The 15871-nt window shown below is 73.3% G+C and carries 13 protein-coding genes and 1 tRNA gene; 9 read left to right on the plus strand and 5 right to left on the minus strand.

Features of this window, described 5'->3' with window-relative positions; all coding sequences use genetic code 11:
* The first annotated feature begins 78 nt into the window (after window positions 1-78).
* The 4 genes from topA (at window position 79) to Q5530_RS05695 (ending at window position 6556) form a co-directional block, all read left to right on the plus strand.
* Window positions 79-2817 carry a type I DNA topoisomerase gene (topA, locus tag Q5530_RS05680; protein WP_415361130.1) on the plus strand — a complete coding sequence of 913 codons (2739 nt, stop codon included), beginning with the start codon at window positions 79-81 and terminating at the stop codon, window positions 2815-2817.
* Between the two features lie 30 nt (window positions 2818-2847).
* Complete coding sequence (locus tag Q5530_RS05685; RefSeq protein WP_415361131.1) at window positions 2848-3219, plus strand: hypothetical protein; 372 nt, start codon at window positions 2848-2850, stop codon at window positions 3217-3219.
* Window positions 3220-3302: 83 nt separating this feature from the next.
* Window positions 3303-5336: a bifunctional MFS transporter/dTMP kinase gene (locus Q5530_RS05690; protein WP_415361132.1), complete on the plus strand. Its 2034-nt coding sequence runs from the start codon at window positions 3303-3305 to the stop codon at window positions 5334-5336.
* Between the two features lie 20 nt (window positions 5337-5356).
* Entirely contained in the window at window positions 5357-6556 is a 1200-nt protein-coding gene (locus Q5530_RS05695) for a DNA polymerase III subunit delta' (protein ID WP_415361133.1), read from the plus strand.
* Between the two features lie 26 nt (window positions 6557-6582).
* Here Q5530_RS05695 and Q5530_RS05700 read toward each other — a convergent pair whose 3' ends face one another.
* Window positions 6583-8166 (minus strand): hypothetical protein, encoded by a 1584-nt coding sequence (locus Q5530_RS05700; protein ID WP_415361134.1) that lies wholly within the window; start codon window positions 8164-8166, stop codon window positions 6583-6585.
* A 122-nt stretch (window positions 8167-8288) separates the two neighbouring features.
* Here Q5530_RS05700 and Q5530_RS05705 point away from each other — a divergent pair.
* Window positions 8289-8362, plus strand: a tRNA-Thr gene (locus Q5530_RS05705).
* Window positions 8363-8501: 139 nt separating this feature from the next.
* Entirely contained in the window at window positions 8502-8660 is a 159-nt protein-coding gene (locus Q5530_RS05710) for a hypothetical protein (protein WP_415361135.1), read from the plus strand.
* Between the two features lie 3 nt (window positions 8661-8663).
* Here the strand turns inward: Q5530_RS05710 and Q5530_RS05715 are convergent, their stop codons facing one another.
* From Q5530_RS05715 to Q5530_RS05725, 3 genes are all read right to left on the minus strand, one after another.
* A complete protein-coding gene (locus tag Q5530_RS05715) occupies window positions 8664-9608 on the minus strand; it encodes a TIGR03617 family F420-dependent LLM class oxidoreductase (RefSeq protein ID WP_415361136.1) in 945 nt (314 codons plus the stop codon).
* Window positions 9609-9666: 58 nt separating this feature from the next.
* Window positions 9667-10665: a TIGR03617 family F420-dependent LLM class oxidoreductase gene (locus Q5530_RS05720; protein WP_415361137.1), complete on the minus strand. Its 999-nt coding sequence runs from the start codon at window positions 10663-10665 to the stop codon at window positions 9667-9669.
* Between the two features lie 64 nt (window positions 10666-10729).
* Window positions 10730-11182, minus strand: coding sequence for a DUF4442 domain-containing protein (locus tag Q5530_RS05725; RefSeq protein ID WP_415361138.1), 453 nt, complete (start codon window positions 11180-11182; stop codon window positions 10730-10732).
* A gap of 128 nt (window positions 11183-11310) precedes the next feature.
* Here Q5530_RS05725 and Q5530_RS05730 point away from each other — a divergent pair, with 128 nt between their 5' ends.
* Window positions 11311-11826 (plus strand): MarR family winged helix-turn-helix transcriptional regulator, encoded by a 516-nt coding sequence (locus tag Q5530_RS05730; RefSeq protein WP_380632185.1) that lies wholly within the window; start codon window positions 11311-11313, stop codon window positions 11824-11826.
* 2 nt (window positions 11827-11828) lie between these two features.
* Complete coding sequence (locus tag Q5530_RS05735; protein WP_415361139.1) at window positions 11829-13493, plus strand: MDR family MFS transporter; 1665 nt, start codon at window positions 11829-11831, stop codon at window positions 13491-13493.
* Between the two features lie 109 nt (window positions 13494-13602).
* Here the strand turns inward: Q5530_RS05735 and Q5530_RS05740 are convergent, their stop codons facing one another.
* A complete protein-coding gene (locus tag Q5530_RS05740) occupies window positions 13603-14106 on the minus strand; it encodes an inorganic diphosphatase (protein ID WP_415361140.1) in 504 nt (167 codons plus the stop codon).
* 115 nt (window positions 14107-14221) lie between these two features.
* On the opposite strand from Q5530_RS05740, the gene dacB reads away from it, so the two are divergent.
* On the plus strand, window positions 14222-15850 hold the full coding sequence (gene dacB / locus Q5530_RS05745; protein WP_415361141.1) for a D-alanyl-D-alanine carboxypeptidase/D-alanyl-D-alanine-endopeptidase: 1629 nt from the start codon (window positions 14222-14224) through the stop codon (window positions 15848-15850).
* Window positions 15851-15871: the final 21 nt, after the last annotated feature.

Raw genomic sequence — 15871 nt, forward strand, 5'->3', positions numbered from 1 at the left:
ACCAGGGCTGCCCAACGGCGACAAAGGACAGTGCACACTGGCGGGTTGGGACACAGTGTTCGAAGAGAGCGGGACGGCGTGGCTGGATCGACACGGGCGAAGAAGACAAACGGGGGCGCGGTGACCCGGCGGCTGGTGATCGTCGAGTCGCCCACGAAGGCGCGCAAGATCGCGTCCTACCTCGGACGGGACTTCGTCGTGGAGTCGTCCAAGGGGCACATCCGGGACCTGCCGCGGGGCGCCGCCGACGTGCCGGCGAAGTACAAGGGCATGTCCTGGGCGCGGCTGGGTGTCGACGTCGACAACGCGTTCGAGCCGCTCTACGTGGTCACGCCGGACAAGAAGGCGACCGTCGCGGAGCTGAAGGAGCTGCTCAAGGACGTCGACGAGCTCTACCTCGCGACGGACGGCGACCGCGAGGGCGAGGCCATCGCCTGGCACCTGCTGGACACGCTGAAGCCCAAGGTGCCCGTGCGCCGGATGGTGTTCCACGAGATCACCGAGCCGGCCATCCGCGCGGCCGCCGCCAACCCCCGTGACCTGGACCAGAGCCTGGTCGACGCCCAGGAGACGCGGCGCATCCTGGACCGCCTCTACGGCTACGAGGTCAGCCCCGTGCTGTGGAAGAAGGTCATGCCGAAGCTCTCGGCGGGCCGCGTGCAGTCCGTGGCGACCCGGATCGTGGTCGAGCGCGAGCGCGAGCGGATGAAGTTCGTCACCGCCGGTTACTGGGACGTGTCGGCCGTGATGGACGCCGGGGCCGAGGCGTCGCCGCGCAACTTCGGGTCGCGGCTGGTCGCGGTCGACGGGGTGCGGCTGGCGGTCGGGCGCGACTTCGGCTCGGACGGGCGGCTGAAGGAGGGCGCCGAGGTCCGGGTGCTGGACGAGGCGCAGGCGCGGGCCATCGCGGAAGGGCTGGTCAACGCGTCGCTGGCGGTCTCCTCGGTCGAGGAGAAGCCGTACTCGCGCAAGCCCTACGCGCCGTTCATGACCTCGACGTTGCAGCAGGAGGCCGGGCGCAAGCTGCGGTTCTCCGCCGACCGGACCATGCGGACCGCCCAGAAGCTGTACGAGAACGGCTACATCACCTACATGCGCACCGACAGCACCACGCTGTCGGAGACGGCCATCTCCGCCGCCCGCGCGCAGGCCACCGAGCTGTACGGGTCGCAGTACGTGGCGAGCGCGCCCCGCCAGTACAACCGGAAGGTCAAGAACGCGCAGGAGGCGCACGAGGCCATCCGGCCCGCGGGCGAGGTGTTCCGGACGCCGGGGCAGGTCGCGCGCGAGCTGGAGTCCGACGAGTTCAAGCTCTACGAGCTGATCTGGCAGCGGACGATCGCCTCGCAGATGGCCGACGCCCGGGGCAACACCACCTCGGTGCGGATCACCGGGCGCGCCGCCGGCGGCGAGGAGGTCACGTTCGCCTCCTCGGGCCGGACGATCACGTTCGCCGGGTTCCTCAAGGCGTACGTGGAGACCGTCGACGCGGAGGCGGGCGGGGAGTCCGACGACGTCGAGTCGCGGCTGCCGCAGCTGGTGAAGGACCAGGTCGTGACGGCCGCCGACCTGTCGGCGGACGGGCACTCGACCTCGCCGCCGCCCCGGTTCACCGAGCCCTCGCTGATCAAGACGATGGAGGACCTGGGCATCGGCCGGCCCTCCACCTACGCCTCGATCATCAGCACCATCCAGGACCGCGGCTACGTGTGGAAGAAGGGCTCCGCCCTGGTCCCGTCGTGGGTGGCGTTCGCCGTGGTCGGGCTGCTGGAGCAGCACTTCGGGCGGCTGGTCGACTACGACTTCACCGCGGCGCTGGAGGACGAGCTGGACGGCATCGCGGCCGGCCGGCAGGAGCGGACGACCTGGCTGTCCGGGTTCTACTTCGGCGGGAACGTCGGGCCGGAGTCCTCAGTCGGGCGGTCGGGCGGGCTGAAGAAGCTGGTCGGGTCGAGCGTCGAGGAGATCGACGCCCGGGAGGTCAACTCGATCCCGCTGTTCGCGGACGAGGAGGGGCGCACGGTCTACGTCCGGGTCGGCCGGTACGGGCCCTACCTGGAGCGGGACGTCGACGGGACCTCCCAGCGGGCCAACCTGCCCGACGACCTGCCGCCGGACGAGCTGGCGCCCGAGGTCGCGGAGAAGCTGTTCGCCACCCCGCAGGAGGGGCGCTCGCTCGGGGTCGACCCGGTCAGCGGGCACGAGATCGTGGCCAAGGAGGGCCGGTTCGGGCCCTACGTGACCGAGGTGCTGCCGGAGCCCGCGGAGGGCAAGAAGGCCGCGAAGCCGCGCACCGGGTCGCTGTTCAAGTCGATGTCGCTCGACGTGGTGACGCTGGACGACGCGCTGAAGCTGCTGTCGCTGCCGCGCGTGGTCGGCAAGGACCCGGAGACGGGCGCGGAGATCACCGCGCAGAACGGGCGGTACGGGCCCTACCTGAAGAAGGGGACCGACTCGCGGTCGCTGACCAGCGAGGACCAGCTGTTCACGGTGACCCTGGACGAGGCGCTGAAGATCTACGCGGAGCCGAAGAAGCGGGGTCGGGCGGCGGCCGCGCCGCCGCTGAAGGAGCTGGGCGCCGACCCCGTCTCGGGCAAGCCGATGGTGGTCAAGGAGGGCCGGTTCGGGCCCTACGTCACCGACGGCGAGACCAACGCGTCGCTGCGCAAGTCCGACAGCGTGGAGGGCCTGTCCGACGAGCGGGCGGCCGAGCTGCTGGCGGAGAAGCGGGCGAAGGGCCCGGTGACCAAGAAGAAGGCCCCGGCGGCCAGGAAGGCACCCGCTCGGAAGAAGGCCCCGGCCAAGTCCAAGGGCTAGTCTCGGGAGCAGCCGACCCCGGGAGGTGGCGTGGACGACTTCGGCCCCGACGGGACGCAGCCCCTGCCACCTCCCCGGCTCTTCCCCGACGCGCTGGCCGGGCTGGTGACGGGCGAGGCGTCGGTGTTCGCGCAGGTCGCGCCACCGGTCGTGGTGGTCCTGCCCCCGGTGGTGGTCGCGCCGCCGGTGGTCCACGCCCGGCGCGGGTCGGTCCGCCGGCAGGCGCCGCGGCCCACCCCGCTGGTGCCGGTGGCGCTCGCACCGCACGCGGCGCTGCCCGCCGAGCCGAAGAAGGGCCGGGGCGCGCTCGCCGGGTGCCTGATCGGGCTGATCGTGCTGGCGGGACTGCTGTTCAACGTCCTGCGTGAGATCATCGAAGCGGTGGCCGAACTGCTGAGGTGAATCTCGCTTCGGTCACCCGTGTGGCGGATGCGGTCATCCGGGTGAGGGACCCCGGCTACGCTGATGGCCTGGCACAACGGGGGGTGAGCACGATCCAGGACAGCGGCACAGCGGCTTCGACCAGCCACCGGATCCGCGGCGTGTTGGCGATCCGGCCGTTCCGCAGGCTTTGGGGTGTCACCTACCTGTGCAGCGTGGGCGACTGGCTGTCGTTCCTGGCGCTCACGGGCCTCGTCACGCAGCTGACGGACAGCTACCAGTGGCAGAGCTTCTCGCTCAGCCTGGTGGTGCTGACCCAGCTGCTGCCGGGCATCCTGTTCGCCCCCGTCGGCGGCGTGCTGGCCGACCGGTTCGACCGCCGCAAGGTCATGGTCGTCTGCGACCTGCTGCGCGGCGCCCTGTTCATCTCGATCGCCCTGGTCGGCACCGCCTGGTGGCTGTTCATCGCGAACTTCCTGGTCGGCTGCTGCGCGATGCTGTGGATCCCGTCCAAGGACTCCGCGGTGCCGAACCTGATGCGCCGGCCCGCCCAGGTGGAGACGGCCAACCAGCTCGGCCTGGTGATGACCTACGGCATCTCGGTCATCTCCGCGTCCGGCCTGTACGCGCTGATCTCCGGCATCCCCGGCTACCTGCACCTCCAGAGCTCCAACCTGGAGTTCCGGATCGCGACCATCGCCGTGATGGTCAACGGCGCGCTGTACGTGACCGCGGCGATCCTGGTCGCCACCCGCATCCCCGAGCTGTCCGGGCGGATCGCGTCGGAGAACCGGCGCCGCCGGGAGGACGGCGAGGCGCCCGGGTTCTTCGCCATGATGCGGGAGGGCCTGAGGTACGCGGGCCGCACCCGGCTGGTGCGCGGGCTGGTCATCGGCATGGTCGGCGCGTTCGCCGCCGCGGGCGCGGTCATCGGCACCGCGCCGCTCTACACCCTGTCGCTGCTGGGCGGCGCGTCGACGTTCGGCCTGCTGTTCGTGGCGGTGTTCGCCGGTCTGGCGCTCGGCATGGGCTCGGCACCCCGGATGGCGCGGCAGCTGTCGCACGACCGGCTGTTCGGGCTGACCATCCAGGTCGCGGGGCTGAGCCTGGTGGTGGTGGCGTTCGCGCCGCACCTGTGGGTGGCGCTGGTCGCGGTGGCGTTCGTCGGCGCGTCGGCGGGCGTGGCGTTCCTGACCGGGCTGACCATCGTCGGCTCGCAGGTCGAGGACGAGATGCGCGGCCGGACCGTGGCGCTGCTCCAGTCGCTGCTGAAGGTGGTGCTGGCCATCTCCACGGCCACCGTGCCGCTGCTGGTGTCGCTGGTGCAGCAGCGCACGATCACCGTGTTCGGGCACCCGATGCAGGTCGACGGCACCCGGCCGGTGCTGCTCGGGGCCGGGTTGCTGGCCGCGCTGCTCGGCCTGGTCGCCTACCGGCAGATGGACGACCGGCGCAGCGAGCCGATCCTGTCCGACCTGCTCGCGGCCTTCCGCGGGCGCGGGCGGCACAAGGGCGGCGTGCTCATCGCGGTCGAGGGCGACACCCGGCTGGACACCGCCACGCAGGCCCGGCGGCTGGCCGAGGCGCTGCGCGCGGACGGGCGCGACGTGCTGCTGGCGTCGGACCCGGACCTGGACGAGCAGCGGCTGCGCAACCTGCTGACGACCGCCGACCTGGCCGGCGTGCGGGCGCACGCCCTGGTGGCCGCGGCGGTGCGGGCGGACGTGGTGGAGCGCGAGGTGCGGCCCGCGCTGGACCGCGGCGCGCTGGTCGTGATGGAGCGGTACGTCGACAGCCCGCTGGCGCACTTCAGCGCGGTGGGCAGCGTCGAGCCGCGGGAGGTCGAGGGCCTGGTCGACTGGGCCACCGGGCGGCTGCGGCCGGACGTGACCGTGCTGCTGGACCGCACGCCGTCCCGGGCGCGGGCCGCCGGCGGCGGCGCGATGGAGAACGTCGAGCACCACTGGCGGGTGCGGGAGCTGCTGGCCGAGATGGCCGCGGCCGACCCCGAGCGGTACGTGGTGGTCGACGCGGACGCCACCGAGGACGAGATCGCCGACCGGGTGGCGCGGTCGGTGCTGCCGCTGCTGTCGCGGCGGGCCGGCATGACGTCCCGACCGGTGGCCGAGACGTCCTGACGGATCGGTACGGTCGCCTGGTGAACCGTGGTGTGTGGGGCGACGTCGTCGGTCAGCCCGAGGCGGTCGCGGTGCTGTCGGCGGCGGCGGAGGCGGCCGCGTCGGTCGTGGCGGGCGGGTCCCCGGCGCCGGGCGCGATGACCCACGCGTGGCTGTTCACCGGGCCTCCCGGGTCCGGGCACGTGGACGCGGCGCGGTCGTTCGCGGCGGCGCTCCAGTGCTCGGTGGCGGACGACCGGCCTGGCTGCGGCACGTGCCCCGGGTGCCACACCACGCTGGCCGGCACGCACGCGGACGTGCGCGTGGTCGCGCCGGAGGGCCTGTCGATCTCGGTGGGCGAGATGCGGTCGCTGGTCCAGGTGTCCGCGCGGCGGCCGACGGCCGGGCGCTGGCAGGTGGTGATCATCACCGAGGCCGACCGGCTCACCGAGGGCGCGGCGAACGCGCTGCTCAAGTCCGTGGAGGAGCCGCCGGAGCGGACCGTGTTCCTGCTGTGCGCGCCGTCGTCCCACCCGGACGACGTGTCGGTGACCATCCGGTCGCGGTGCCGCGTGGTGCCGCTGGGCACGCCCCGGCCCGCGGCCATCGCCGCGGCGCTGGAGGAGGAGGGCCTGGCGCCCGAGGTGGCCTCGTGGGCGGCCTCGGTGTGCGGCGGGCACGTGGAGCGGGCGCGGCGGCTGGCCACCGAGGAGGACGTCCGGGCGCGGCGCGAGGCCGTGCTGCGCATCCCGCTCGCGCTGCGCCGGCCCGCGGACGTCTTCACGTGCGCCGACCAGCTCGTCTCCACCGCCGAGGCGGACGCGGTGAGCGCGCACGAGGGGCGTGACGCGGCCGAGCGCGAGGCGCTGGAGACGGCCATGGGCGCGGGCGGCACCGGCAAGGGCACCGCGGCCGCGACCCGGGGCGCGAAGGGCGCGATCAAGGACCTGGAGAAGCGGCAGAAGTCGCGGGCCACCCGGACCCAGCGCGACTCGCTGGACCAGGCCCTGGTGGACCTGGCCGCGTTCTACCGGGACGTGCTGGTCACCTCCTCGGGCGCGGGGGCGGCGCTGAACCACCCGGACCGGGCCGAGGACTCGCGGCGCGCGGCGGAGGCGTGGTCGGCCGAGTCGACGCTGCGCCGCCTGGAGGCGGTGCTGGGGTGCCGGACCGCGCTGGGGCGCAACGTCAAGCCGCGCATCGCGGTCGAGGCCATGCTCTTCACGCTCCAGCGCGGCTGAACGCCTCCCGGCGGTGCCGTGGGCCCTCAGTCCGACGGGGTCCGCTCGGGCGCTCGAACGGCGCCGGCGCGGCGGGCGGGCAGGGCGGCGACCAGCACGACGCCGAGCAGCAGCAGGGCGGTGCCGGTCCAGAAGATCGGGACCGTCTTGTACGCCGCGTTGGTGTAGGCCAGCTGCTGCTTCGGCGGCGCGGCCGGGCCGGCACCGCCCGGTTCCGGCTGGGTGGGCGTGGGCGCCCCGCACACCACCCCGCCGGTCGGGGCGGCCGCGCGCACGATCTGCTCACCCAGGGACACCTGCGCCAACGCCGACGGCAGGTTCGGCAGCCCGAGGGCATCGGTCGGCAGCAGCTGGAGGTCGAGCAGGCGCGCGGTCGCCCCGAGCATGAACCCCTCGACGGAGGGGCCGCCCTGCTGGAGCGGTCCGTCGATGACCTGCTCCTTCTGGTTGAACTGGGCGATCTGGAGGCGCAGGACACCGATGTCGAGGGCGTCGGCGAGGTCGCCGACCAGGGGCAGGTCCCGGCCGGGCAGGACGCCGATCGGCACGTCCAGCCGCGGGTTGGCGGCGTCGAGCACGCCCAGCTCCCGGCCGCCCTGGGCCACCCTCAGCACCGGGGCGGTGTAGGTGACCGACGAGGTGGCCGCGTCACCGGTGGACAGGGCGGTCAGCGCGGGCTGCGAGACCACGTCGATCCGCAGCTCCACCGGGGTGCCCTGGAGCAGGCGGATGCTCGCCGCCTGGAGCGTGGAGGTCGACTTGACGGCCTTGTTCGCGCTGCCCGGCAGGTCGACCAGCTCGACCGTCGAGTGGGCGCTCAGGGTGTCCGGGAGGCTGAGCAGCGAGCCGGTCGCGCCGCTGTCGGGGGTGCCGGAGAGCAGGCCGCCGAGCCTGCTGAGCGGGCCGGCGAGCTGCTTGAGGTTGTCGACCAGGGACCGCTCGGCCTGCTCGTCCAGCCGGGGCGTGTCCTGGGTGAGCATCCCGGTCAGGTCCTGCGAGCTGGGCAGGGTCGGGATGGCGTTGAGCACGCTCAGGCTCGCCACCGAGGTGCGGGCGTCCGCGACCGGGCTCACGCAGGGGCCCAGCTCGTCGTGCCAGCGGGCGTGCACGCTGCCGTTGAGCAGGCCGACCCGGAGCAGGGCGTCCAGCGGCGTGGCGGGCGGGGTGAGGCCGCCGGTGAGGGGCTCGGGGTTGTCCGGCGAGGCGGTCTGGACGAGCGTGCCGGGCGTCTGGGGCGCGCGGCCCTGGACGGCGAACCCGAGGGGAGACGCCTGGGCCACCGCGCGCTCGTAGCCGAGGAACGCCTCGCTGTTGGCCTGGGCGCTGGCGAGCCCCACGCCGATCTCGGCGGCGGACTGCTTGGGCAGCCGCTCGCCGAAGCCGGGCAGGACCGTGTTGGTCGGCGTCGAGTCCGGCGCGAGCCGCACCACCGCCAGCCCGGTGCCCGCGTCGCCGATCGCGTGGGTGACCAGCTCCGGCCCCGACGACGCGGGCGGCTGGCCCGGGTCCTGCGGCCCCGGCACCGGCGTGGTGACGACGGGCTGGGCGAACGCGGGGGAGGCGGCCAGCGCGACCAGCAGGGCGGCGGCGGGCAGGGCCAACGGGCGCATGTGGTCTGGTACCTCCCGTGACGGCGTCAGGTGCGGCGGACGCGTGCATCCGTCACGTTCCGGCTAACGACGAACCCCCCGGTCAGGTGACGCCCGCGCTTCGGCTATAGTTGTCACGTCTCGCCGCCTTAGCTCAGTCGGCCAGAGCGGCTCACTCGTAATGAGCAGGTCATCGGTTCGATTCCGATAGGCGGCTCGCGAGATGCGAAGGCCCCGGACCCCGGTCCGGGGCCTTCGTCGTTGCTCCATCAGTCGTTGCTCCATCAGGGTGACACTTCTGTCCTCGGCGTCAGGGGTGGGCGACGGTGTCGTTGCCGGCCTGGAGGTGATCGCCGATGGGCACGATGGTCCTGGCGACGGTCCTCGCCCTGCCGCTCGCCGTGCTGGCGGCGCGGGTCGGCCGCCGGCGGTGGGTGCGGCCGCGCGTGCGGACCGAGCTGTTCCGGCACCGCCTCCCGGTGGAGGACCCGGCCCGGCGCCTCATCCGGCCCTGAGCCTCACCCGGTCCTGAGCACCGGCGCGGCGACCCTGGTGACCACGTCGCCGTAGCGGCGGCGGTACTCGGCCGCGACCTCGGCGGGCGTGCCCACGACGGCGAACGCGTGCAGCACCTCGTCGGTCACCGCCTCGGCCATCCGGGTCCACTCCCCGCGCCGCGACAGCCGGTGCAGCTCCTCGTGCAGCTCGCCCCAGCCGTGCAGGTCCAGGACCTTGCGGTAGGCCGGGGTGGAGCCGTAGAAGGCGATCTGCCGCCGGACCTCGGCCACCGACCGGTCGTCGTGGGCGACCAGGGACGGGCCCAGGACCCCGAGGTCCGCCGCGTGCCCCGCCTTGGCCCGGCCGCGCGCCAGGGCGGGCAGGGTCACCTCGCGCAGGTACCGCTCGGTGGTGAAGTTGTGGCACAGGAAGCCGTCCGCGACCTCGCCCGCGACCTCCGTCATCAGCTCACCCACGCCCGCCAGCCACACCGAGGGGGCGCCGAACGGGTTGGGTCCCGGGTCGAAGAACGGCGTCATCAGCGTGTGGGTGTAGAACTCGCCGCGGAACCGCAGGCGGTCGCCGGTGGCCCAGCTGTGCCAGATGGCGCGGACCGCGAGCACGAACTCGCGCATCCGCGCCGCGGGCCGTGACCAGGGCATGCCGAACCGCTTGGTCACGTGCGGTTCCACCTGCGAGCCCAGGCCCAGGTGGAACCGGCCGCCGGAGAGCAGCTGGAGGTCGTTGGCCAGCAGGGCGGTGCTCATCGGGTTGCGGGCGAACGCGACGGCGATGGCCGTGCCCAGCTCCAGGTCGACGGCGCCCGCGACGCGGCTCAGCGCGACGAACGGGTCGTGCCGCGTCTCGGCCACCCAGAACCCGTCGCAGCCCGCCTCCTCGGCCGCGCGGGCCGCCTCCGGGACGGTCGTCGGGTCGGGGTCGAGCTCCAGCCGGTCCACCTTCACGCCGGCGAACCTACTCGCTCCCCGCCCGTCGCGGTCCCGGTCGGGCCCGCGCGGGGACTCAGCCGACCCCGGCCCCGGCCCCGACCTTGATCCCGGCCCCGAACCCGGCCCCGACGACGGCGGTCGGCGTCGGCTCGGCGAACCTGGTGACCAGGCCGCCGTAGCGGCGGGCGTACTCGGCCCTCGTCCCGGCGGGCGTGCCCACGACGGCGAACGCGTGCAGCACCTCGTCGGTGACCAGGCCGTTCATCTCCTCCCACCGCCCGTCCAGGGAGAGCTGGTGCAGCTCCTCGTGCAGGCCGCCCCAGCCGTGCAGGTCGAGGACCCCGCGGTAGGCCGGGGTGGAGCCGTAGAAGGCGATCTGCCGCCGGAGCCTGGCCACCGACCGGTCGTCGTGGGCGATCAGCGAGGGGCCCAGGACCTCCACGGGCGGCAGCCCGCCCGACCTCGCCCGACCGCGGGCGAGTGCGGGCAGGGTCACCTCGCGCAGGTACCGCTCGGTGGTGAAGCTGTGGCACAGGAAGCCGTCGGCGACCTCGCCCGCGACCTCGGTCATCCGCTCGCCCACGCCGGCCAGCCACACCGCGGGACTGCCGAACGGGTTGGGCCCCGGGTCGAAGATCGGCGTCATCAGGGTGTGGGTGTAGAACTCGCCGCGGAACCGGAGCGGCTCGCGGGTGGCCCAGCCGCGCCAGATCGCGCGCAGCGCGAGCACGAACTCGCGCATCCGCGCCGCGGGCCGTGACCAGGGCATGCCGAACCGGTTGGTGATGTGCGCCTCCACCTGGGAACCGAGGCCCAGGTGGAAGCGCCCGCAGGAGAGCAGCTGGAGGTCGTTGGCCAGCACGGCGGTGCTCATCGGGTTGCGCGCGAACGCCACCGCGACGGCCGTGCCCAGGTCCAGGTCCACCTCGCCCGCGACGCGGCTCAGCGCGACGAACGGGTCGCGGCAGGTCTCGGCCACCCAGAACCCGTCGCAGCCCGCCTCCTCGGCGGCCCGCGCGAGGTCGAGGGCTGCTGTCGGGTCGGGGCTCATCTCCACCCGGTCCACCTTCACAGCGGGCAAGCTACCGCCGAACGGAGCAGGCCGCCCGGTGACCGGACGGCCCGCGCCGCGGTCGTCAGCGGTTCGGCCGCAGCGTCCAGACGACGGTCATCTCCCCGGTCGTGACCCCCTCGGCGTTGGTGATCGTCACGTGCACGGGGAACTCCGGCCGCGTGCCGCCCTCCAGTTCCGCCACCACGTCGGCGGCCGGCCGGCCCAGCACCGCCTCGGCGCGCAGGGGACCCAGCGCCGGCTTCCGGTAGGCGATCTCCGACCGGACGACCAGCGGCGTGGCCCGCTCCAGGTGCGGCGCGAACGCGGCCATCACCACCGCGCCGGACGCGGTCTCGCCCACGCCGAACACGACGGCCGCGTGCGGCCCGCCGATGTGGTTGTGCAGGTCCTCCCGGTCGGGCAGCCCGGTCACCACCCGGTCGCCCGAGACCTCCAGGAACTCCACGCCCGTGGTCCCGACCCACGGCACCGCCTGCTTCATCGCCTCGGCGACGAACGAGTGATCAGCGCTCATGGCCGCGACATTACCGGTCGGTAACCGATGAGACGGCGGTCACGGGTATTTCGTTTGCCAGAACTCTTCGGCAGGTTCATGCTTGTACTCAGCAACTAGTTGTTTGATGCAAGCAAACGGAGTGTGGCATGGCGACCCCGGGGCGTCACGACGCGCAGGCCGACGACCTGGTCAGCGCGGACCGGCTGGGCATGGCCCTGGTGCGGATGAACAAGATGCACGCCTGCGTCGCCGCCCACCTGAGCAAGACGGGGGTCGACAAGTCCGCCTTCGTCCTGCTGGCCAACCTGAACCAGCTGGGGCCCTCGCGGTCGAGCGCCCTCGCCGAGGCGGTGTTCTCGGACCCCTCCACGGTCAGCCGCCAGGTGGCGGTCCTGGTGAAGGAGGGGCTGGTCGAGCGCCGGGCCGACCCGGAGGACGGCCGCGCCAGCGTGCTGGCGGTGACCGGGGCGGGGGCCCGGCTGCTGGCCGAACGCCGCAAGCAGCGCAACGAGGCGCTGATCCACCTGTTCGCGGACTGGAGCCCCGAGGACCGGGACCGGTTCGTCGAGTTCTTCGAGCGCTTCGTGGGGGACTACGAGAAGGCGCTCCCGTATTTCATCGCTGAGGGCGGGCTGGGGCCGCGCTCAGAAGGGGAGAGATGAGCATGTCGGAAGCGACCCGAGCGGACGCGACGCCACCAGGCGCCGCGCTGCTCACCCACCGGCAGATCCTGACCATCCTGTCGGGCCTGCTGCTGGGGCTTTTCCTGGCCGCGCTGGACCAGATGATCGTGGCCACCGCCATGAAGACCATCGCGGACGAGCTGCACGGCCAGACCCTCCAGGCGTGGGCGACCACGGCCTACCTGATCACCGCGACGATCTCCACGCCGCTCTACGGCAAGCTGTCCGACATCTACGGCCGCAAGCCGATGTACCTGACCGCGATCTCGCTGTTCCTCGCGGGCTCGCTGCTGTCGGGCATCGCGGGCTCGATGTACGAGCTGGCCGCGTTCCGCGCGGTCCAGGGCCTGGGCGCGGGCGGCCTGATGTCGCTGGCCATGGCGATCATGGCGGACATCACCTCGCCGCGCGAGCGCAGCCGCTACATGGGCTACTTCATGGCCGTGTTCGGCGTGGCCAGCGTCGCCGGCCCGGTCGTCGGCGGCCTGTTCGCGGGCCTGGAGACGTTCCTCGGCACGGCCGGCTGGCGCTGGGTGTTCCTGATCAACGTGCCGATCGCGCTGGTCGCGCTGGCCGTCGTGGCCAAGGTGCTGAACATCCCGCACCAGCGGGTGAACCACCGGATCGACTTCGTCGGCGCGGGCCTGCTCACCGTCGGCCTGGTGCCGCTGCTGATCGTGGCCGAGCAGGGCCGCGAGTGGGGCTGGGCCTCGGGCACCTCGATCGCCCTGTACGCGGTCGGCGTGCTCGGCCTGATCGGCTTCGTGCTGACCGAGAAGCGCATGGGCGACGAGGCGCTGCTGCCGCTGCGGCTGTTCCGCCGCCAGACGTTCTCGCTGGGCAACGCCATCAACTTCGTGCTCGGCCTGGGCATGTTCGGCGGCATGGTGTCGCTGCCGCTGTACCTCCAGATCGTGCAGGGGTACTCGGCCACCGAGTCCGGCCTGATGATGGTGCCGATGACCCTCGGCATCATGACCGCGGCGGGCACCAGCGGCAGCATCACCGCCAGGACCGGCCGCTACAAGGTGTTCCCGGTGGCCGGGTTCGGCGTCATGACGGTCGCGCTGTTCCTGTTCAGCTTCGTCGGCCCGGACACCCCGCTCTACCAGCCGCTGGCGCTGATGTTCTTCCTGGGCGTCGGCCTCGGCCTGAACATGCAGACCCTGCTGGTGGCCATCCAGAACGACGCCGAGCCGCGCGACATGGGCGTGGCGACCTCGTCGGCCACGTTCTTCCGGCAGATCGGCGGCACGGTCGGCACCGCGGTGTTCCTGTCGATCCTGTTCAGCACGGTCGGCGACAAGATCGGCGCCGCGCTGCGCTCGGCGATGGGCTCGCCGGAGTTCCAGGCCGCGCTGGCCCGCCCGGAGAACCGCGAGTTCGCCGGGGCGCTCCAGGGCGGGCAGGGCTTCGACCTGGACAACACCGAGTTCCTCAACGGGCTCGACCCGGTGCTGGCCCGGCCGTTCCTGGACGGCTTCTCCGGCTCGATCGACCTGGTGTTCCTGGTCGGCTCGCTGGTCACCCTGGTCGGCTTCGTGATCGTGTGGTTCCTGCGCGAGGTGCCGCTGTCCTCCCGCTCCGGCCTGGAGCGGGTGAAGGACGCCGAGGGCGAGGAGCCCGCCCCCATCGCGATGCACTGACACGAGGGCGCCGACGCGAGGGCACCGACGCGAGGGCACCGACGCGAGAAAGCCGGAAGGCCCGCTCCCCGGTCCGGGGGCGGGCCTTCCGGCAGCACGCCTTACGCGCTCAGTGCTCCTCGCCGCGCGCCACGGCGTCCTTGAGGCGCTGGTAGGAGCGGACGATCTCGGCCTCGGCCTCGGTCCGGCCCACCCAGGTCGCGCCCTCGACGCTCTTGCCCGGCTCCAGGTCCTTGTAGACCTCGAAGAAGTGCTGGATCTCCAGCCGGTAGAACTCGTTCAGGTGATGGATGTCGCGCAGGTGCTCGCTGCGCGGGTCCTCCGCCGGCACGCAGAGCAGCTTGTCGTCGCCGCCCTTCTCGTCCGTCATCCGGAACATGCCGATGGCGCGGGAGCGGATGAGGCAGCCCGGGAAGGTCGGCTCCTGGACCAGGACGAGGGCGTCGAGGGGGTCGCCGTCCTCACCGAGCGTGTTGTCGACGAACCCGTAGTCCGCCGGGTACTGAGTGGCCGTGAACAGGGTGCGGTCCAGCCGGATGCGCCCCGTCTTGTGGTCCATCTCGTACTTGTTGCGGACCCCCTTGGGGATCTCGATGGTGACGTCGAACTCCACTACGCGGTCCTCGCTCGTTCTCGCCGTTCGTTACGCCACTAGTGTGGACTACGACGTGTCGTCAACCCCGAGCCCAGGGTGTGACGTTGCCCGTACTCGACCGCGGAGGATCGCGTTGCCCGACGAGCCATCCTGGCCCACCGTTGACGGCGACGACGCCAGGCACGAACCGCCGACGGTGCAGGTCAGGCGGCCGGACCCGCCCACGGTGCGCATCCCGGCCCCGGTACCGCCGGAGCGCAGGCCGCCCGCGCCCGAACCGGCCGCGCCGCAGCCGCCGCCCCCGGCGGGGGCCGGGAAAGAGATCAAGTCGGAACCTGAACCCGCTCCTGAACCGATCACGGAACGTGAAGAACCGGCCCCGCCCGCCCGGCGGCGCAAGCGCCCGTTCGTCCTCGCCGCGGCCGTGCTGCTCGTGCTCGCGCTGGCGGGCACGGCCGTGGCGGGGACCCAGCGCGGGTGGTTCGACCGGACGCCCGCCGCGACCACCGCGGCGCCCGCCCCGCCCGCGCCGGTGACGATGGCGGTCCGGGGCGTGGGCCCGGACGGCGAGCGGCCCACCCCGGCGGGCGTGCGGTCCGCGCTGGCCGGGCCGCTGGCCGACGGGCCGCTGGCCCCGCTGACGGGCACCGTGATCGACCCGGCGACCCGCCAGGTGCTGTGGAACCAGGGCGAGACCACCCCGGCCACCCCCGCGTCCACCACCAAGATCCTGGTCGCCGCGGCCGCGCTGCTCGTCCTCGACCACACGGACCAGCTGTCGACGAAGGTCGTGCGGGGCACCCAGCCGGGGACGGTCGTGCTGGTCGGCGGCGGTGACCCGACGCTGTCCCCGCTGCCCGTCGGGCAGCCCACGGTCTACCCGAACGCGCCGACCCTCGACGACCTCGTCGCCCAGGTCAAGGCGGCCTCGCCCGGCCAGGTCACCCAGGTGCTCTACGACGCGTCGCGCTACACCGGACCGGGGATGGCGCCCGGCTGGGACCCGGCCGACGTGCCCAACGGCTACATCTCGCCGATCCAGCCCCTGATGCTCAGCGGCGGCCGCAGCGACCCCACGTTCCTCGACGTCCGGCGCACCGAGACCCCCGCCGCCGACACCGCGACCGCGCTCGCGCAGCGGCTGGGCGTCCCGTCGGTCGCGGCCGGCGCCGCGCCGGAGGGCGCCGAGGTGCTCGGGGAGGTGCGGTCCGTGCCGGTGGACCAGCTGGTCGAGAACATGATGCAGCTGTCCGACAACGTGCTCGGCGAGACGCTGTCGCGCGAGGTGGCGATCGCCCGCGGCGCGGAGCCGTCGTTCGCGGGCGGCGCGCAGGCGGTGCGGGACGTGCTCGTCGAGAACGGGTTCGACCTCACCGGGGCCACGTTCGTGGACGGCAGCGGGCTGTCGCCGAACAACAAGCTGCCCTCGCGGCTGCTGGCCGACCTCCTGGCCGCGGCCGCCGGCCCCGACACCGCCGACCCGAAGACCGCGAAGCTGCGGCCGGTGCTGACCGCGCTGCCGGTGGCGGGCGGCAGCGGCACCCTGGCCGGCCGGTTCACCGAGCAGGGCGCCGGCGGGCGCGGCTGGGTGCGCGGCAAGACCGGGACGCTGACCAGCGTGAACTCCCTGGCCGGGGTGGTGCTGGACACCGACGGGCGGCTGCTGGTGTTCGCGTTCATGTCCCTGAGCAACCAGAACACCCTGGGGGTGCGCGGCGGGCTGGACGAGCTGGCGGCGGCCCTGCGCACCTGCGGCTGCTAGCACCCCGGGTGCCCGGTTGGT

Origin of the sequence: Saccharothrix sp. BKS2 (genome assembly GCF_047689505.1) — a bacterium.
Lineage (GTDB): Bacteria > Actinomycetota > Actinomycetes > Mycobacteriales > Pseudonocardiaceae > Actinosynnema > Actinosynnema lopnurensis.